Origin of the sequence: Aurantimonas sp. DM33-3 (genome assembly GCF_014334315.1) — a bacterium.
Lineage (GTDB): Bacteria > Pseudomonadota > Alphaproteobacteria > Rhizobiales > Rhizobiaceae > Aurantimonas > Aurantimonas coralicida.
Genome location: NZ_JACSGS010000003.1, coordinates 175283 through 192821, shown reverse-complemented (window position 1 = coordinate 192821; position 17539 = coordinate 175283). Strand labels below are relative to the sequence as shown.

The 17539-nt window shown below is 65.2% G+C and carries 18 protein-coding genes; 3 read left to right on the top strand and 15 right to left on the bottom strand.

Annotation, left to right across the window (positions count from 1 at the left end; all coding sequences use genetic code 11):
- Positions 1–44 precede the first annotated feature (44 nt).
- The 8 genes from atpD to H9Q09_RS05875 form a co-directional block, all read right to left on the bottom strand.
- Positions 45–1499, bottom strand: a complete 1455-nt coding sequence (gene atpD / locus H9Q09_RS05910; protein WP_024348972.1) for a F0F1 ATP synthase subunit beta — start codon at positions 1497–1499, stop codon at positions 45–47.
- A gap of 21 nt (positions 1500–1520) precedes the next feature.
- Positions 1521–2390, bottom strand: a complete 870-nt coding sequence (locus H9Q09_RS05905) for a F0F1 ATP synthase subunit gamma (RefSeq protein ID WP_024348971.1) — start codon at positions 2388–2390, stop codon at positions 1521–1523.
- Positions 2391–2457: 67 nt separating this feature from the next.
- On the bottom strand, positions 2458–3987 hold the full coding sequence (gene atpA / locus H9Q09_RS05900; RefSeq protein ID WP_024348970.1) for a F0F1 ATP synthase subunit alpha: 1530 nt from the start codon (positions 3985–3987) through the stop codon (positions 2458–2460).
- Complete coding sequence (locus tag H9Q09_RS05895) at positions 3987–4547, bottom strand: F0F1 ATP synthase subunit delta (protein WP_187390284.1); 561 nt, start codon at positions 4545–4547, stop codon at positions 3987–3989. Before H9Q09_RS05895 ends, atpA begins: the two co-directional genes overlap by 1 nt.
- Before the next feature lie 213 nt (positions 4548–4760).
- On the bottom strand, positions 4761–5156 hold the full coding sequence (locus H9Q09_RS05890) for a DUF4345 family protein (protein ID WP_187390283.1): 396 nt from the start codon (positions 5154–5156) through the stop codon (positions 4761–4763).
- 114 nt (positions 5157–5270) lie between these two features.
- On the bottom strand, positions 5271–6251 hold the full coding sequence (locus tag H9Q09_RS05885; protein ID WP_187390282.1) for a DUF808 domain-containing protein: 981 nt from the start codon (positions 6249–6251) through the stop codon (positions 5271–5273).
- Positions 6252–6375: 124 nt separating this feature from the next.
- Positions 6376–6915 (bottom strand): hypothetical protein, encoded by a 540-nt coding sequence (locus tag H9Q09_RS05880; protein ID WP_210315233.1) that lies wholly within the window; start codon positions 6913–6915, stop codon positions 6376–6378.
- 83 nt (positions 6916–6998) lie between these two features.
- Positions 6999–9191 (bottom strand): primosomal protein N', encoded by a 2193-nt coding sequence (locus H9Q09_RS05875; RefSeq protein ID WP_187390280.1) that lies wholly within the window; start codon positions 9189–9191, stop codon positions 6999–7001.
- Between the two features lie 292 nt (positions 9192–9483).
- Here H9Q09_RS05875 and fsa point away from each other — a divergent pair, with 292 nt between their 5' ends.
- The gene (gene fsa / locus H9Q09_RS05870) at positions 9484–10137 is read left to right on the top strand and encodes a fructose-6-phosphate aldolase (RefSeq protein WP_024348965.1); all 654 of its coding nucleotides are present in this window, start codon (positions 9484–9486) and stop codon (positions 10135–10137) included.
- 86 nt (positions 10138–10223) lie between these two features.
- Here fsa and dps read toward each other — a convergent pair whose 3' ends face one another.
- Positions 10224–10724: a DNA starvation/stationary phase protection protein Dps gene (gene dps, locus H9Q09_RS05865; RefSeq protein WP_187390279.1), complete on the bottom strand. Its 501-nt coding sequence runs from the start codon at positions 10722–10724 to the stop codon at positions 10224–10226.
- A gap of 249 nt (positions 10725–10973) precedes the next feature.
- Between dps and H9Q09_RS05860 the strand changes: the two genes are divergently transcribed.
- Positions 10974–11648 carry an SDR family oxidoreductase gene (locus H9Q09_RS05860; RefSeq protein ID WP_187390278.1) on the top strand — a complete coding sequence of 225 codons (675 nt, stop codon included), beginning with the start codon at positions 10974–10976 and terminating at the stop codon, positions 11646–11648.
- A 22-nt stretch (positions 11649–11670) separates the two neighbouring features.
- Here the strand turns inward: H9Q09_RS05860 and H9Q09_RS05855 are convergent, their stop codons facing one another.
- From H9Q09_RS05855 to H9Q09_RS05830, 6 genes are all read right to left on the bottom strand, one after another.
- Entirely contained in the window at positions 11671–12135 is a 465-nt protein-coding gene (locus tag H9Q09_RS05855) for a DUF302 domain-containing protein (protein ID WP_246716025.1), read from the bottom strand.
- 48 nt (positions 12136–12183) lie between these two features.
- The gene (msrA, locus tag H9Q09_RS05850) at positions 12184–12810 is read right to left on the bottom strand and encodes a peptide-methionine (S)-S-oxide reductase MsrA (protein WP_228237948.1); all 627 of its coding nucleotides are present in this window, start codon (positions 12808–12810) and stop codon (positions 12184–12186) included.
- 191 nt (positions 12811–13001) lie between these two features.
- Positions 13002–13427, bottom strand: a complete 426-nt coding sequence (locus H9Q09_RS05845; protein WP_024348960.1) for a heme-binding protein — start codon at positions 13425–13427, stop codon at positions 13002–13004.
- A 54-nt stretch (positions 13428–13481) separates the two neighbouring features.
- A complete protein-coding gene (locus tag H9Q09_RS05840; RefSeq protein ID WP_187390276.1) occupies positions 13482–13814 on the bottom strand; it encodes a hypothetical protein in 333 nt (110 codons plus the stop codon).
- A gap of 137 nt (positions 13815–13951) precedes the next feature.
- Positions 13952–15238, bottom strand: coding sequence for an Hsp70 family protein (locus H9Q09_RS05835; protein ID WP_187390275.1), 1287 nt, complete (start codon positions 15236–15238; stop codon positions 13952–13954).
- 990 nt (positions 15239–16228) lie between these two features.
- Positions 16229–16459, bottom strand: coding sequence for a hypothetical protein (locus H9Q09_RS05830; protein WP_187390465.1), 231 nt, complete (start codon positions 16457–16459; stop codon positions 16229–16231).
- 375 nt (positions 16460–16834) lie between these two features.
- Here H9Q09_RS05830 and H9Q09_RS05825 point away from each other — a divergent pair, with 375 nt between their 5' ends.
- Positions 16835–17353, top strand: coding sequence for a GIY-YIG nuclease family protein (locus H9Q09_RS05825; RefSeq protein WP_187390274.1), 519 nt, complete (start codon positions 16835–16837; stop codon positions 17351–17353).
- Positions 17354–17539: the final 186 nt, after the last annotated feature.

The window sequence follows — 17539 nt, the reverse complement described above, 5'->3', positions numbered from 1 at the left end:
GAAAGCGGACGCTGCCCGCTTTCCTTCAGGTCGATCGTTCAGACTTACGCGGCTTCCGCAGCCAGGCGCTGAGCCTTCTCGACGGCCATCTCGATGGAGCCGACCATGTAGAAGGCGGCCTCCGGCAGATGATCGTATTCGCCGGCCACGAGGCCCTTGAACGACTTGATCGTGTCTTCCAGCGGAACCAGCTGGCCCGGCGCGCCGGTGAAGACTTCCGCGACGAAGAAAGGCTGCGACAGGAAACGCTCGATCTTGCGGGCGCGGGCCACCGTCAGCTTGTCCTCTTCGGACAGCTCGTCCATGCCGAGAATGGCGATGATGTCCTGCAGCGACTTGTACTTCTGCAGGATTTCCTGGACGCGGCGGGCCACATCGTAATGCTCCTCACCGATGATCATCGGCGACAGCATGCGCGAGTTGGAGTCCAACGGATCCACGGCCGGGTAGATGCCCTTTTCGGAGATGGCGCGGTTGAGAACCGTCGTCGCATCCAGATGGGCGAAGGACGTTGCCGGAGCCGGATCGGTCAGATCGTCGGCCGGCACGTAAATGGCCTGCACCGAAGTGATCGAACCCTTGTTGGTGGTCGTGATGCGCTCCTGCATCTGGCCCATGTCGGTCGCCAGCGTCGGCTGATAGCCCACGGCCGACGGAATACGACCGAGCAGCGCCGAAACCTCGGAACCCGCCTGGGTGAAGCGGAAGATGTTGTCGACGAAGAACAGAACGTCCTGACCCTGGTCGCGGAAATGCTCGGCGATGGTCAGACCGGTCAGTGCGACGCGGGCGCGGGCACCGGGAGGCTCGTTCATCTGACCGTAGACCAGCGCAGCCTTCGAACCTTCGGCCGAACCGTTGTTCTCGTGCGGGTCCTTGTTCACGCCGGATTCGATCATCTCGTGGTAGAGATCGTTACCTTCGCGGGTGCGCTCGCCGACGCCGGCGAAGACGGAATAACCACCGTGCGCCTTGGCGACGTTGTTGATCAGTTCCTGGATCAGAACGGTCTTGCCAACGCCGGCGCCGCCGAACAGGCCGATCTTGCCGCCGCGAGCATAGGGAGCCAGAAGGTCGATGACCTTGATGCCGGTGACCAGGATCTGGCTCTCCGGCGACTGTTCGATATAGGCCGGGGCTTCCTGGTGGATGCCGCGCTTGGATTCGTACTTGATCGGGCCGACTTCGTCGATCGGCTCGCCGATGACGTTCATGATGCGGCCGAGCGTACCGTCACCGACAGGCACCTCGATCGGGCCACCGGTATCGGTGACCGGCTGGCCGCGAACCAGACCCTCGGTCAGATCCATGGCGATCGTGCGAACGGTGTTCTCGCCGAGATGCTGGGCGACCTCGAGCACCAGGCGGTTGCCATGATTGTCGCACTCGAGAGCGTTCAAAATCGCCGGCAGGCCTTCGTCGAACTCCACGTCGACGACGGCGCCGATGACCTGGGCGACGCGGCCCGTCGAGCCGGTTGTGTTTGTGTTGTCAGCCATCGGTGGCCTCCTCTCAGATACCTAGAGCGCCTCGGCGCCCGAAATGATTTCGACCAGTTCCGTCGTGATCTGCGCCTGACGCTGCCGGTTGTAGGAGACCGACAGACGGTCGATCATGTCCCCGGCGTTGCGCGTGGCGTTGTCCATCGCCGACATCCGCGCACCCTGTTCGGATGCGGCGTTCTCCAGCAATGCATGCAGGACCTGAATCTTGATGTTGCGCGGGATAAGGTCCTCGAGGATCTCGCCCGGCTCAGGCTCGTACTCGTAGATCGTGGAGACGTTCTCTTCGGCGCCGGTATCGACCGATGCGGGAATCAGGCGCTGACGCGTCGGGATCTGCGTCACGACGTTCTGGAACGCGGAGTAGAAGACCGAGCAGACGTCGAACTCGCCCTTCTCGTAAAGGTCGATGATCGTCTGGCCGATCTCCTCGGCGTGCTCGAAGCCGACACGCTTGGCTTCGCGAAGGTCGGTGCGCTCGATGACCTTGGAGGCCAGATCGCGGCGCATCTGGTCCCAGCCCTTCTTGCCGACGACCATGAACTTCACGGTCTTGCCGGCCGCCTCCAGCTCGCGCTGATGCGAGCGGGCCAGCTTGACGATGGACGAGTTGAAACCGCCGCACAGGCCGCGGTCGGCCGTGCAGACGACGAGCAGATGGACATCGTCCTTGCCGTTACCGACCATCAACGGAGGACCATCGCCCTCCATGGCGCCGGAAATGTTGGCGAGGACCGCTGCCATGCGGTCGGCATAGGGCCGCGCGGCCTGCGCTGCCTCTTCCGCCCGGCGCAGCTTGGCCGCCGCGACCATCTGCATGGCCTTGGTGATCTTCTGCGTGGACTTCACCGACGCGATGCGGTTCCGCAGATCCTTCAGGGATGCCATGGCTTGGCGCTATCTCCCGCTGGCTTGGCTTCGCCCCAATGGGCGAAGCTCAGGCAGGTTTTCTGGCTCAGGCGAAGTTCTTGGCGAAGCTGTCGATCGCCGACTTCAGCTTGGCGCGGAGGTCGTCCGAGAGCGCCTTTTCGGTGGCGATCTGGTCGAGAACGGCCTTGTGCTCGCTGCGCAGCGAATTGAGCAGACCCTCTTCGAACTCGCCGACCTGGTCGACCCGGAGCTTGTCGAGGTAGCCTTGGGTGCCGGCGAAGATCACCGCGACCTGCTCTTCGGTCTTCAGCGGCGAGAACTGCGGCTGCTTGAGCAGTTCCGTCAGTCGCGCACCACGGTTGAGGAGACGCTGGGTTGCGGCATCGAGATCGGAGCCGAACTGCGCAAAGGCCGCCATCTCGCGGTACTGTGCGAGCTCGCCCTTGATCGAACCGGCAACCTGCTTCATCGCCTTGATCTGCGCCGACGAACCAACGCGCGACACCGAAAGGCCGACGTTCACCGCCGGGCGAACGCCCTGGAAGAACAGCGTGGTCTCGAGGAAGATCTGGCCGTCCGTGATCGAGATCACGTTGGTCGGAATGTAGGCCGACACGTCGCCAGCCTGGGTCTCGATGACCGGCAGTGCGGTGAGGGAACCGGCGCCCAGCTCGTCGTTGAGCTTGGCGGCACGCTCCAGCAGGCGCGAATGCAGGTAGAAGACGTCGCCCGGATAGGCTTCGCGGCCCGGCGGGCGGCGAAGCAGCAGCGACATCTGGCGATAGGAGACGGCCTGCTTGGACAGATCGTCATAGGCGATCACGGCGTGCATCGCGTTGTCGCGGAAGAACTCGCCGATGGCACAGCCGGTGAACGGCGCGATGTACTGCATCGGTGCCGGGTCGGATGCGGTGGCGGCGATGACCACCGAATACTCCATCGCACCGCGCTCTTCGAGCGTGCGGACGAACTGCGCGACGGTCGAGCGCTTCTGGCCGACGGCGACGTAGATGCAGTAGAGCTTGTCGGCTTCGCGGTCTTCGTCGTGCGCCGGCTTCTGGTTCAGGAAGGTGTCCAGAATGATGGCGGTCTTGCCGGTCTGACGGTCACCGATGACGAGTTCGCGCTGGCCGCGACCGATCGGGATCAGAGCGTCGATGGACTTGAGGCCCGTCGACATCGGCTCGTGCACGGATTTGCGCGGGATGATGCCCGGCGCCTTGACGTCGACGCGGCGGCGCTCGGTGGACTCGATCGGGCCCTTGCCGTCGATCGGGTTGCCGAGACCATCGACCACGCGGCCCAGAAGGCCCTTGCCGACCGGCACTTCCACGATGTTGCCGGTGCGCTTGACGGTGTCGCCTTCCTTGATGGCCCGGTCCGAGCCGAAGATGACAACGCCGACATTGTCGGCTTCAAGGTTCAGGGCCATGCCCTGAATGCCACCCGGGAACTCGACCATCTCGCCAGCCTGGCAGTTGTCGAGCCCGTAGACGCGGGCGATACCATCACCGACCGACAGAACCTGTCCGACTTCCGAGACTTCCGCCTCGGAACCGAAGTTCTTGATCTGGTCCTTGAGGATTGCGGAAATTTCCGCGGCGCGGATGTCCATCAGCCGACCTCTTTCAGTGCAAGCTTAAGCGAATTGAGTTTGGTGCGAAGCGAGGTGTCGACCTGACGCGACCCGATCCGGACGATGAGTCCGCCGAGGATTGCCGGGTCGACGCTTTCGCGCATGGTCACGGTCTTGCCGGCGTAGGAGCCGACAGCCTCGGCGAGCTGACTGCGCTGCTCGTCGGTAAGGGGATGGGCACTGGTCACCTCCGCGGCGATCTCGCCGCGGTGCTCGGCCGCCATCTTGCGGAATCCGCGGACCATGCCCGGAAAAGCGAACAGGCGACGGTTGGCCGCCACGACGCGCAGGAAATTGCCGGTGAGCTCGCTCGGCTGGACCGACGCCATGACGGCATCGATCGCCCTGAGCTGCTCGCCCGACGTGAAGGCCGGGCTCTCAACCAGCCGCCGGAAGTCGGCGCTTTCGTCGATCAGTCCCTGAAAAGCGACGAGCTCGGACTCGACGGTTTCGACCGCGCCGTTGTCACGTGCGAGTTCGAAGAGGGACTGGGCGTAGCGGTCTGCGACCCCCGAAACGGGAGAGGATGATTGTGCCACGGACGACCGTTTCTCTTTCGCGTTCCGTTCAAGCTGTTCGTTGCGCCCCGAAGCGAGATCGCCCCAAAATCTTGAAACCGTTAATTGAATACCGGAAGGCGCGCGAGCAAGTCACGCCGTCCTTCCGAAGACAGGGGACCCTCTAGCATAGGGTTTTCCCGGCGACAACTTGGCTTCGGTGCGGTTTGCGCCGCAAATTCGCGCATTCCGGCGTCAGTTGGGAATGAAGCCGAAAACCGGCGCCAGCGCTGCCCCGGCCAGTGCCAGCGCGACGAGCAGGAACACCCAGTTGAACAGGGTGGCGCCACGGTCGGACAGGATCGATACAAAGCGGCCGAAGCCGGTGAACAGCCAGCCGGCGCCCAGCGCCATCTGAACGAAGGGCTGATTGTAGAAGGCCACCGTGACGATCCCCACGCCCAGCCAGAAGCCGGCGATCGTCGCACGTGATTCTGCCAGCGCTTCCGGATGTGTCTGACGGGTCTCCAGCCGCAGAAGTCGCAGCGTGATTCGTGGCGCAAAGAGTGCGACCAGGCCCATGAGGATGGTGATGCAGGCGGCCCCGAACGGCAGCATGTCGGCGTTGGTCTGTGGCAGGGCGAAGTCCATCGGGGCTCCATTGGCGGGATCGGCTGGCCCGCGGGCTTATAGAGACGCGCCCGCCAAGGTGAAAGGGCAGCCGGGAGCCGGTGTCGAGACCCCCGGATGAGGCCCGTCGCGAACTCAGGCGAAGAGGCCGTTCAGCCGTTTCCACGTTGGTGCGACGACGTAGCCGATCACGGGAATCAATGCCCCGCCAGTCACCAGGCCGACGATGCCGGCGCCGGTGGCGGAGACGATCCAGTGGACGGCACCGGTAAGGACAGGAACCGCGTGGGCAGCGACTTCCGCCAGATGTTCGATCGTGTGGCCGATCCACGGCGCGCCATAGCCTTCGAGCCCATGCACGATGATGCCACCGCCAACCCAGATCATTGCGGCGGTTCCGACGACCGTCAGGGCCTTGAGGAAGAACGGCATGCCGACCACGAGGCCACGACCGATGCCGCGCAGCAGGCTGCCGAAGATCGATTCCGACTGGTTGCCTGCCAGCGCGACGCCGACGTCGTCCGCCTTCACGATTATCGCGACGCTGCCATAGACGACGGCGGTGATTCCGATGCCGACGAGTGCCAGAACGGCAACCTGTGTCCAGAAGCCGCCGACTTCGAGGCCGGAGAGGGTGATCGCCATGATTTCGGCGGAGAGAATGAAGTCGGTCTTGATGGCACTGGCGACCTTGCGGTCCTCCAGCGTCTTCGCGCTCACGGCCTTGCCGATTTCTTCCTCGTGAGCGTGGGCCTTGTGCGGGAACAGGGCCTCATAGACCTTCTCTGCCCCCTCATAGGACAGATAGAGGCCGCCAAGCATGAGCAGCGGGGTGATCGCCCAGGGGGCGAAGTAGCTGAGTGCCAGGGCGATCGGCAGCAGGAAGATCAGCTTGTTCTTCAGCGAACCGACGGCGATCTTGCCGACGATCGGCAGTTCGCGCTCCGCGGCGAAACCGGTGACGTAGCGCGGCGTAACCGCCGCGTCGTCGATGACGACGCCGGCGGCCTTGGTGCCGGCCTTGGCCGCCTGACCCGCCACGTCATCCAGCGAGGCTGCAGCCACCTTGGCCAGACCCGCAAGGTCATCGAGCAGCGCAATCAGTCCAATACTCACGTCATCCGCCTCATAGCCGAATCAATATCCAAGCGCGTGAAGCCGATCGGCCGTGGCGCGAAGCCGCAAAGCTGGCGCGCTCCATGGAAAGTTCCAGTGGTGGCGTTCAGGTCGGCGGCGCCCGTTAGCTCCGGCACTCGCCGACGATCTCGACCTGTTCCTTCTTGTCACCCCAGTACACGGTCATGCTCCCCTCGAATTCGGGGGTCTCGTTGGCCCGGTCGCGGACGACGCTGATGACGAGATTGACGTTGATCCGCGGTTCGCCGGCCGATCGCCAGACGGTGACCACGGCTCCATCCTTGGTCGCGGCGGTCCGACCTTTCTCGAGTTCACGCACGAGACCGTTGGCCATGACATAGCCGCGTTCGAGACCGGCCTGGCTGCCATCCACCATGGTGAGGAACACGAAAGGCGCCGGCGCACCCTCGAGCGTGTCTTCCCCATGGCGGTTCGGGTCGGTGAAGGTGCAGCGGCTGGTGAGCGGAAACCAGTGCATCAGGCCGAGGGCCAGAACGCGTGGCGTCTCGGTGGCATTCAGCGACGGCGTCTGTCCGGGCTTCGGCGGAGCAAAGGGCGATGTCTCGAGGCGAACGGCGTTTTCGGAAGATGCGTCCTGCGCCAGTGCGGGCACGCAAGCCGACAGACCGATCGCGCATGCCATCGCTGCCGCCATGATCCTCTTCGTGCCACCATCCCGCATGCGCATCGCTCTCTCCCTCATGCCCGCTCGTGTCTCCACTTGTCCTATAGAAAGCTTTGCGGGTCCACGTCGACCTGCATCTGTACCGATCCCCGGGGACGGGGAGCGGCAGCGATCAGGGCCCGAAGGAACCCCTGGATATGCGCCTTGCGCGGCGCGTGGACGAGGAGCCGGAAGCGGTGACGGCCGCGCAGCACGGCCAGGGGCGCTTCCGCCGGTCCCAGAACCTCGATCGCGGAATCCTGAGGCGCGGCGCGGCGCAACTCCCGGCCGTATTCTTCCGCTTCCCTGCGGCTGTTCGCCGATACGATGATGCTGGCGAGCCGTCCGAAGGGCGGGAGGCTCGTGCGTTCACGCTCGTTGACCTCGCGCTCGTAGAATCGCTTCGCGTCGCCCGAAGCGATCGCCTGCATCACCGGATGTTCGGGCTGCCAGGTCTGGATCATCCCGCGGCTGGCGCGTCCGCCGCTGCGTCCGGCTCGGCCCGTTACCTGATGGAGGAGCTGGAAGGTACGCTCGGCGGCGCGCGGGTCGCCATTGGCGAGGCCCAAATCGGCGTCGATCGCGCCCACGAGCGTCATCATCGGGAAATGGTGACCCTTGGCGACGAGCTGGGTGCCGATGACGATGTCGGCTTCTCCATCGGCGATGGCATCGAGTTCGCGGCGAAGGCGCCGGGCACCGCCGGGCAGGTCCGAGGACAGGAGGATCGTCCGGGCGTCCGGGAAATCGGTGAGCATCTCCTCGGCGATGCGCTCCACCCCCGGTCCGCAGGCAACCAGATGGTCGAGCGTGCCGCATTCCGGACAGGCCTCGGGTCGGGGCACCGCGAAGCCGCAATGGTGACACTGCAGCTGGCCGCGCAGGCGATGGTCGACGAGCCAGGTCGAGCAGTCGGGACACTGGAACCGATGGCCGCAGATCCGGCATAGCGTCAGCGGCGCATAACCGCGTCGATTGAGGAACAGCAGCGCCTGCTCGCCCTTGGCGACGGTTTCCGCGATCGCGGTGGCGAGCACCGGGGAGACGAAGCGGCCCCTGGCCGGTGGTGCGCTGCGCATGTCGATCAGCGACAGGTCCGGCATCGCGGCCTCGGCGAAGCGGCCGGTGAGGCGAACATGACCGTAGCGGCCGGACGCCGCGTTGACGCGTGTCTCCACCGACGGTGTCGCGGAGGCGAGAATAATCGGAAATGCGCCGATCGAGGCGCGAACCACCGCCATGTCGCGGGCGTGATAGAAAGTTCGATCTTCCTGCTTGTAGGCCGGGTCATGCTCCTCATCGACGATGATGAGGCCGAGATCGTTGAACGGCAGGAAGAGCGCCGAGCGTGCGCCGGCGACGATGCGGACCCGGCCCTCGGCGATCTGGCGCCAGACCTTCTCACGCTGGCGCGGCGGGACGTCGGAATGCCACTCCGCCGGCGGAGCCCCGAAGCGGGCATGGAACCGGTCGATGAAGCTCTGGGTCAGGGCGATCTCCGGAAGCAGGATCAGCACCTGGCGGCCCTTTTCCAACGCCGCGGCAACGGCCTCGAAATAGACTTCGGTCTTGCCCGAACCGGTGACGCCCTCCAGCAGCGTCGCGGTGAAGCCATCGACGGCGACCTTTGCCGCCAGCGCATCGGCGGCCGCTCTCTGGTTCTCGTTCAGGTTCGCACGGCCATAGGTCGTGTCGGGTTCTGCGACGGCGGGCGGCGGCGGCAGGCGGACGCATTCGAACACGCCCTGCTTGATCAGTCCATCGACGACCGACGTGGTGACCCCCGCGGCATGAGCCAGGCCGAGCCGTGCCCAGGTCGGGGCTTCGGCGGCCGTCGCCAGAACCCGCTCGCGCGCCTCGGTCAGGCGGCTCGGCGGTGTGTCTGTTAGGGCAATCCCGTCGATCCATGGCTCGGGATCGAACGCGGCAGGTGCGCGCAGGGCCATGCGGGCCACGAGGCCGGGCGGCGACAGCGTATAATCCGCGACCCAGTCGATGAACCGGCGCATCGTGTGGTCGAGGGGCGGGCAGTCGAACACCTTGGTGATCGACCGCAGCTTGCGCGGATCGACATCGTCGGTCTCCCCGTCCCAGACGACGCCTGCGACCTGCCTCGGCCCGAGAGGCACCTGGACGATCGACCCGGGCTGGACGGACATGCCGTCCGGCACCGCATAGGAGTACGGACGATTGCCGGGCAGCGGAACAAGAACCGGCACGGTGGTCGTCGCAAAGAGCTGGCCGGTCTGATTCAAATGACTGCGTCCGGTCGTAGGAACTTGGGTCGGCGGGGCTGCGAGATTTCGAATCGCTGCGGCCGCGGGCCAGTCTATGCAGGCGACCGGCCCCTCGAAAGGAAAGCCGCGCTCGCAGGACGAGCGCCACGTCTCAACTGGCGGCGGATACGGTGATCCGCAAGTCCGCCCGGCATGTTCTCGGCCGACCGCCGCCCCCTATATGAAGAGAAGAAGCCGGTCGCATGTAGCGCGAACCGGGGCCGGGCTGTTATGCATCCCGCGAATGATCACCGAGCCGAATGAGGGCGCCATGAAATTCTTTGTCGATACTGCCGATCTTTCCGAGATCAAGGACCTGTCCGAGACAGGTCTGATCGACGGAGTGACCACCAATCCGTCGCTGATCATGAAGGCCGACCGGCCGATGAAGGATATCATCGCCGAGATCTGCGAGATCGTCGACGGTCCGGTATCCGCCGAGGTCACCGCGGTCGAGACCGACGAAATGATCCGCGAGGGCAAGCTCCTTGCCGGCATCGCGGAGAATGTCTGCATCAAGCTGCCGCTGACGCTTGCCGGCCTCAAGGCGTGCAAGGAGCTGACGGACGAGGGTTTCCAGACCAATGTCACGCTGTGCTTCTCGGCGGTGCAGGCGCTGCTCGCCGCCAAGGCCGGTGCCACCTACATCTCGCCGTTCATCGGCCGGCTCGACGACATCAATATCGACGGCATGGGGCTGATCGCCGACATCCGGCGGATCTACGACAATTACGGTTTCGAGACCGAGATCCTCGCAGCCTCGATCCGGACATCGAACCATGTTCGTGAAGCCGCACTGCTGGGCGCCGACGTGGCGACCGTCCCGCCGGCGACCCTGAAGGGCCTCGTGAAGCATCCGCTGACCGATAAGGGTCTCGACGCCTTCCTGGCCGACTGGAAGAAGACCGGCCAGACGATCGCCTGATCCGAACACACAGACCTTCGATATGAGAAAGGGGCGGTGTCGCAAGACACCGCCCCTTCTTGTTTCACGCTCACTTCCAACGGCGCTTACGCCTGGAAATGGCTCTCCATGAAGTAGATGCCCTTGTCGAGGCCGCGGCCGATCGCCGTGAGCAGGTCCTCGGTCAGCGGATCGCCGGCTTCCGAGGCTTCCTCGATGCCCTCCGCGACGGCCGCGCTCCACTTGGAGTAGCTCTCGGTCAGCCGCTTGAGGTGATCCTCGGACTTCACGAGATCGAGCGGATAGGGGTCGAGAAGCGAGTTCTCGGAGGCCGCCTGCACGGTGCCGTGGGCCTGGCCGCCGATCGCGGTCAGTCGCTCGGCGATGGTGTCGACATATTCCTCGGTCTCTTCGTGCAGATCGTCGAACAGCTCGTGGACGGCGATGAAGTTCATGCCCTTCACGTTCCAGTGGGCCTGCTTGGTCTGGTAGGTGATGTCGACGGCGGTCGCGAGGTGCGTCTGCAGGAGTTCGACCATCGATCCGCGGATGTTCTCCGAGATCGGGTTCATGGTCTTGTGCATCTTCGTCTTGGTGGTCTTGGCCATGGTGGCTCCTTGCGCTCAGGTCCCGCTGCCGCTCGCTGCGATGGGGGACGAAATGTGTTGTTCGCTTCGATAATCGCTCCTGCCGATAACGGTTCCATCTGCGACCAACCGCCAGGGCGATTTCGTCCGTTCATCCAAGCGTTCGGCGGGCGCTCGCCCTTCCCAAAATCCGTTCGATGCCCAACTGCCGCGACGATGCGGGGCTTGCCCTGACGGCAACGACCCGAACGGATTCAACGGAGTATCGAAATGAAGACCATGCTCATCACTGGCGCCTCGACCGGGATCGGTGCCGCGACGGCGCGACGTGCTGTCGCGGCCGGCTATCGGGTCGCCCTTGCGGCCCGCTCCAAGGACAAGCTCGACGGTCTCGTCACCGAACTCGGCGAGAACAAGGCGATGGCGGTTGCCTGCGACGTCAGCGACTACGCTGCGCAGCAGGCGATGACTGCGGCCGTGCTCGAGCGCTTCGGCAGCATCGACGTGGTGTTCGCGAATGCCGGGGTCGGTTCGAATTCGTCCGGTACGGCCAAGGGCGATGTCGAGGACTGGCACCGGATGGTGACCACCAATGTGCTCGGCGTCATGTACACGGTGAAGGCGACCCATGATGCCGTCGTCGCGGACAAGGGGCATTACGTCCTCACCGGGTCGATCGCCGGCCGCAAGGTGCTCGCCGGCTCGATCTACGGCGCGACCAAATGGGCGATTACCGGCTACGGCCAGAACCTGCGCGAGGAACTGCGCGACGACGGTGTGAAGGTGACGCTGATCGAGCCGGGCATGGTCGACACGCCCTTCTTCGACCAGCGCAAACCCGACGCGATGCAGGCCGACGACGTCGCCGGTGCCGTCCTCTACGCGATCTCGCAGCCGGAAAACGTGCTGACGGCCGAGATCTGGATCGAGCCGATGAAGCGCTGAGCAGTGCCGGCGCGGCGGACCGCTACTGGTCCGCCGATGCCGCGGTCGTCAGCTTGTCCAGCGCGCCCTGCATCGCCTTGATCGACGGATGGTCGGGTGCGAAGCCGTAGCGTTCGGCAAGCTCGGCCGGATCGACATAGCCGAGCATGGTGACGCCGTCCTCGTCCCAGACCAGCACCTTCTGGGGCAGGTCGATGGCGACGCGGCGGTTCTCGGCGATCAGCGGCGTGCCGAGCTTCGGATTGCCGAAGATGACCAGTGTCGTTGCCGGGATCGCGGTGTCTATGGTCGCGGCGTTGGCCTGGTGATCGACGGTCGCCATCACCTTTGCACCGGCCTTGTCCACCGCCGCGGTCAGGGCGGACACCGTGTCCGCCACAGACCTGGCACTCTGCTTCGTCACCCAGTCATCCGCTGCTTTGACCGGCAGGCTCATGACGAGCAGCGCAGCGGTGACGGTGGCGATTGCGCCAATGGGAGATCGCATGGGGCTTGTCCTTCCGACGGGTGACAGGGGCTTGGCGCAGGTGGGCGATCAGCCCATGGCGTCCTTGATGCCCTGATAGGCCTTGTCGCCCCAGACGTCGCGGACCCGGGCGTTGCGACCGCAGCTGAAGCGGTAGTACTTATATTTCAGCGCATTCTTCTTGTAGTAATCCTGGTGGTACCCCTCGGCCGGCCAGAAGGTCGGGGCCGAGTTGATGGGGGTCACCACTTTCGGCAGATCCTTGGCGATGGCGGCCTTGGAGGCCTTGGCCTTCTGCACCTGGCTCTGATCCGTCGCGAAGATCGCCGTCGTATAGGCGTGGCCGCGGTCGCAGAACTGGCCGCCGGCGTCGGTCGGATCGACCGAATGCCAGAACACGTTGAGCAGCTGATCGTAGCTGACGCGCTTCGGATCGTAGGTGATCTTCACCGCTTCCACGTGGCCGGGGTGGTTCTGGTAGGTGGGGTTCTCGTTCTGCCCGCCGATATAGCCGGAGGTGGTGTCGAGGACGCCGGCGACGTGGTCGAAGTCGCTCTCGACACACCAGAAGCAGCCGCCGGCGAAGATCGCCGTCTCGGTGCTCTGGGCGGCTACGCCGCTCGGCATCAGGCTGGCGCCTGCCGCGAGGGCTGCGGCGGCGAGGCCCGCCAATGCGAATCCGGTTCGTCCTGCCATGGTCTCGTTCCCTTGCTGGTCTGGGGCCGCCGCCCGTGTCGGCACCATTGGTGCGCGATCGGAGGCTGCGGGCTCAACACAAGCTTCGGTGAGGCGGGGCGAATTGTTTCAGGCGGGACGACAAAAAGATCGGCGGGCGGCGTCGATGCGGCGAGATTTCCCCGCCGCATCGGGGTCGCTTGGCGAGAGGGTCAGCCGCCGTCGGCGGTGAAGCCGGCGGCCTCGATGCCGGCGGTGGCGGCGGCCTCGTCATTGTCGGAGGTGTCGCCGGTGATGCCGACGGCGCCGAGGATGACATTGCCTTCGCCGCGGATCAGGACGCCGCCCGGCACCGGCACCAGCACGCCCTTGGCCAGCGCGTTCATCGACTGGATGAAATAGGGCTGCTGCTCGGCCCGCTGCCAGATCGCCCGCGAGCCCATGCCCATGGCGATGGCGCCATTGGCCTTGCCGGTGGCGATGTCGGGGCGCATGCGGGCCGAGCCGTCGGCACGCTCCAGCGCGATCAGCGCGCCGCCGGCGTCGAGGACGGCGACGGTCAGCGGCTTGAAGCCCTTGGCGGCGCCCATCTTCATGGCCTCGGCGATGATAATGCGGGCCTTGTCGAGTGTCAGCATGGTGTTTCCCTCCAAATGGATTGCGCCCGGCAGATAGCACAGGCGGGGAGGGAGTCACTTATTGGCGGAGGACACGCCGCACGGGGCCGGGTGGTGGGTGAAGCGCACGCCGGCCTGGCCGGGGCGGCTCCAGATCAGCTCGACCTCGTGGGTGGTTCCCTCGGCGAGATCCTGCAGGAGGAAGATGCGCGGCAGATCGACATCGACGATGAATTGCAGCTTGGCGCCGCTGTCGGAGCGGTCGACCATGGCGCAATCGGCGATGATGGCGTTGCGCATGGAGAGGACGCGCTGGGGCCGCAGCCGCGTGCGCACCCGGCGGGCGCTGCGCTTGTCGCGACCCTGAAAGCCGGTCGCCTTGCCCCATCTGGCCAGCAAACTGCTCATAGCTCTCACCGCGTCTGTTCCTTGCAATCAGTATCGCCGGAATTCGTTAACCGGGCACAACCCGGCCGGTAGAATCCGGCGGAAAACCGCGTCCTGTGGTCGCAGCCGGCCGGCCGCTCTTCGGGCCCCGCCCCGGTTCAGGCGAAGCGGCGGGCGGCGTCGATGGCGAGGCCGAGGCCGACCGAGCCGAAGGCGTCGGACTGGGCGATGCGGGCAGCGGGAAAACGGGCTGTGGCGGCGGCACGGACGGCCGGCACCTGGGCACCGCCGCCGGTCAGGATCACCGTCTCGATCGCCTGCGGCCCGACACCGGCCGTCGTCAGCGCGTCGTCGATGGCGCCGCCGATCCGGCCGACCAGCTCGGCGGAGGCGGCCTCGAACTCGGCGCGGGTGGCGGGCGCCTCCAGAAGCAGGCCGAGCTCCTGCAGCCGGATCGTGGTCGCATCGGTCTCGCTGAGCGCGATCTTGGCGGTCTCGACGGCGCCGGCGAGGCGATGGCCCGAGCGGTGGACCAGCAGATGCTCGAAGCGGGCAAGCTTCTCCGGCTCGGCGGCCTCGCGGGCAAGACCGCGAATGTCGCGCAGGATCTTGGCCGTGTAGAGCGTGTTGACCCGGTGCCAGGTGGCCATGTCGTTGAAGTACCAGACCGGCATCCGCCGCTTGCCGTCGGCGGTGTGGCTGCCCATGCCGAGACCCGGCATGACCCGGGCGAGCGACAGCACCCGGTCGAAATCGGTGCCGCCGACATGAACGCCGGTCGAGGCGAGGATGTCGTCCAGCCGGTCGCCGGCGGCAGATTTCGCCCGCTCGGGCGACAGGCGCACCACGGAAAAGTCCGAGGTGCCGCCGCCGATATCGACCACTAGGGCGAGCTGCTCGGCTTCGATGCGGCTTTCGTAATAGAGCGCGGCGGCGACGGGCTCGAACTGGAACTCGATGTGACGGAACCCCTCGGCGCGGGCGGCGGCGGCGAGCTGGTCCTCGGCGGTCTGGTCGGCGACCGCATCGTCGTCGATGAAATGCACCGGCCGGCCGAGAACGACGCGGTCGGTGGCGACGGCATCCGGCCCGCCCTCGCTGCGGGCGGCCTCGGCCTCCAGCTTTCCGCGCAGATGTTTCAGAAAGCGGCCGATCAGCGCCTCGAAGCTCATGCGCTGGCGCCCGATCGGGGTGGTCTCGGCCATCAGCGAGGTGCCGAGGATCGACTTCAGCGCCCGCATGAAGCGGCCCTCGGCGCCGTCGACATATTCGAAGATGGCGGCGCGGCCAAAATATGTGCCGCCATCCTCGAGGCTGAAGAACAGCGCCGAGGGGATGGTCGGGCTGTCCGCCTCGACCGGCACCAGCGCCGGCGCGCCGCCGGGGGCCGCCAGGGCCAGGGTGGAATTGGTGGTGCCGAAATCGAGGCCGGGAAAGCGGGGCATTCGTGAAACTCGCGGAAGGAATCGGCCGCGCGCCCGGAACGGGACGGGGCGCGGCTAAGGCAGGTGGGCAGGCCGGGACGGCGAATCGGAAGCCGCGGTGTCTAGCCGATGCGAGGCCCAAGATGAAGGCGCGCGTGCGCATTTCCGCGCCCGATCCGGGCCGGAGCCTGACAGGCCCGTCTCCCTCCGAGGCGGCCGGTGGCCGTTTCGGCGGGATCGTCTGGCCGCCCGGGTCTCCGCCATGGGGCGGGACGGGCGACGGCGCGCCGGAGGCGAACCCTCCGATATTTGGTCTTACGGTCCGCCTCCGGCGTGCCGCGCGGTGGGTGCCGGAAACGCGGGCGGGGTCTCGTCACCCGTCCGCCGCCGAACCATTCCCCCGCCGCCGCCGGCTTATGCCGGGGCGAAGGGTTCCGGGAAGCTGCCGGCAGGAGCACGACCTCCCGCCCGGCAACGTGCCGCCTTCCCCGCAGAACGGAAGGCCGGCTCGGCCGTCACCGGCCCGGTTCCGCCGCTCCGGAGGCGACATGAACCGGCACCGCCCGCCAGGATTGCTCCCTTGGCCCCCGAACGATCCCGGTGATCATTCGCGCCCGTTTCGCGGGCCGGCGGTGAGAGGATGATGCGGGAGGTGGGGGAGGGCGGGGAAAAGTTTTCTGGGGGTCCCCTCGTGGTTCGACAGGCTCACCATGAGGGGGGCAGAGGAGGGCGCAGGGACGCAAGGTGCTTGGAGTATGGAGCAAAGCGTCAGGTTGGAACACAACCGCTTTGCGCCTTGCTCAGTGCATTGGCGATGACCGGAAATCCAAGGTTGAACGAAGATCGATGAAACAGAATTACCGATTCTGTTTCAACTTAGAGCGAGCCTGCGAGCGGCTGCTTGGCCATACCATTTGCCCGACACCGGCAATTCCGTTCTCCGACCTACCCGCCCTGTCCTTGCGCTGACGGCCCGGTTCACTCGGCGGCTCTGCTACCGGAACCCGCAAATCATCCCCCAACGAAGACGATCAGCACGACGAGTGCGGCGATCCAGACGAACAGTCCGAGCCAGCCTGCCATGTTTGACTCGACCAGTATGCTGCCATCGGTCTCGCGTCGGAAGCCGAACCAGTTGAAGCCGCCCTCGCTGCTGCGGAGCGTCTGAACCCTGAGCTTGCCGAAACTCAGGGCGGGCAGGAGGTATCGGGCGGTGGTGTAGCCGACGACGTCGCCGATCATGTCGAACACGGTTGGGTATCCTCATCGCTGGCCGGCAGGCTGGTGCGTTGTCGCCATGGTTCGACAAGCTCACCATGAGGAGGAGGAGGGCGCGAAGGGCGGCGGTGTCCGTTTAGTAAGAAGGGACATCAGAATGCAACTGATGCGGATTCCGGCTCACATCTCGTCTTTAATTCCTGAGCACGCTCAATGCCGTGGGAATCAATTGGTGAAATCCCAGTTGGATGCCGATTCTTGTTCTGCGGTATCTCCTCTTAGAAATATCGATCGGCTGCTCCATAGTATACCTTGCCAGGGGCGGCTCGTCAAAAGTGCTTTCATTGGCTGCGTATTGCATACATACTGCTGCAGTGACGAGCCAAGGGTGGGATCATTATGAAAGTAACGAGTTACGGGCTCTTCTGGAGAGCAGACGAGATCGAGTGGTTCCCAGGGCAAGGCAACCGTAACTTTCGACTTCTCGGTCGCATTGGAAAAAATCGTCCTGCTATAAGGGTTGCGGATTTTCGCCGCCAGCAAGGGATCTATATTCTCTTCGATGAGTACGGACCAGCCTACGTTGGGCTAGCCAAGGGCGACCGCCTTGGGGCGCGCCTTCGTGATCATCATACCGATCATCTCAACGGCAAATGGGACCGCTTTTCTTGGTTCGGGTTCAACGTCGTCGGCAAGACACCTGACAAGGAGGGAATTTTGTCGCTAAATCAACCGAGTGGGGCGGTGACGGACGATACATCAACGACCATTGGTGATCTGGAGGCGCTTCTGATAGCGGCGATGGGACCAAAGCTTAATCTGCAGAAGATGCGGTTTAAGGACGCCGAGAGGTGGGAACAGATCGGCTATTGGGAATGGGACGAGACCTACCGAGCGCGTATAGCACCTGAAGAGTGACCGTTAGCTCATCGTTCGACAGGCTCAGATTTGGCGGGGCGAGGCAATCGGGATTGGACGGTGGGGCGTCACCCTCGTGGTTCGACAGGCTCACCATGAGGGTGAAGGGGATGGCGTGCCAGCTCTGGCGGCCTGCGCGGTTCGCGTCTGGGCGATAGACGAGGAGCGGGGAAGCCGAAGGCGCTG

Coding starts and splice junctions, on each gene's coding strand:
- H9Q09_RS05880 (WP_210315233.1), bottom strand. CDS start 6,915: ATGGCATGCGCGATCGGTCTGTCGGCTTGCGTGCCCGCACTGGCGCAG.
- H9Q09_RS05840 (WP_187390276.1), bottom strand. CDS start 13,814: ATGAGCAGTTTGCTGGCCAGATGGGGCAAGGCGACCGGCTTTCAGGGT.
- fsa (WP_024348965.1), top strand. CDS start 9,484: ATGAAATTCTTTGTCGATACTGCCGATCTTTCCGAGATCAAGGACCTG.
- atpD (WP_024348972.1), bottom strand. CDS start 1,499: ATGGCTGACAACACAAACACAACCGGCTCGACGGGCCGCGTCGCCCAG.
- atpA (WP_024348970.1), bottom strand. CDS start 3,987: ATGGACATCCGCGCCGCGGAAATTTCCGCAATCCTCAAGGACCAGATC.
- msrA (WP_228237948.1), bottom strand. CDS start 12,810: ATGGCAGGACGAACCGGATTCGCATTGGCGGGCCTCGCCGCCGCAGCC.
- H9Q09_RS05890 (WP_187390283.1), bottom strand. CDS start 5,156: ATGGACTTCGCCCTGCCACAGACCAACGCCGACATGCTGCCGTTCGGG.
- H9Q09_RS05860 (WP_187390278.1), top strand. CDS start 10,974: ATGAAGACCATGCTCATCACTGGCGCCTCGACCGGGATCGGTGCCGCG.
- H9Q09_RS05830 (WP_187390465.1), bottom strand. CDS start 16,459: ATGATCGGCGACGTCGTCGGCTACACCACCGCCCGATACCTCCTGCCC.
- H9Q09_RS05825 (WP_187390274.1), top strand. CDS start 16,835: ATGAAAGTAACGAGTTACGGGCTCTTCTGGAGAGCAGACGAGATCGAG.
- dps (WP_187390279.1), bottom strand. CDS start 10,724: ATGGCCAAGACCACCAAGACGAAGATGCACAAGACCATGAACCCGATC.
- H9Q09_RS05905 (WP_024348971.1), bottom strand. CDS start 2,390: ATGGCATCCCTGAAGGATCTGCGGAACCGCATCGCGTCGGTGAAGTCC.
- H9Q09_RS05855 (WP_246716025.1), bottom strand. CDS start 12,135: ATGCGATCTCCCATTGGCGCAATCGCCACCGTCACCGCTGCGCTGCTC.
- H9Q09_RS05845 (WP_024348960.1), bottom strand. CDS start 13,427: ATGCTGACACTCGACAAGGCCCGCATTATCATCGCCGAGGCCATGAAG.
- H9Q09_RS05835 (WP_187390275.1), bottom strand. CDS start 15,238: ATGCCCCGCTTTCCCGGCCTCGATTTCGGCACCACCAATTCCACCCTG.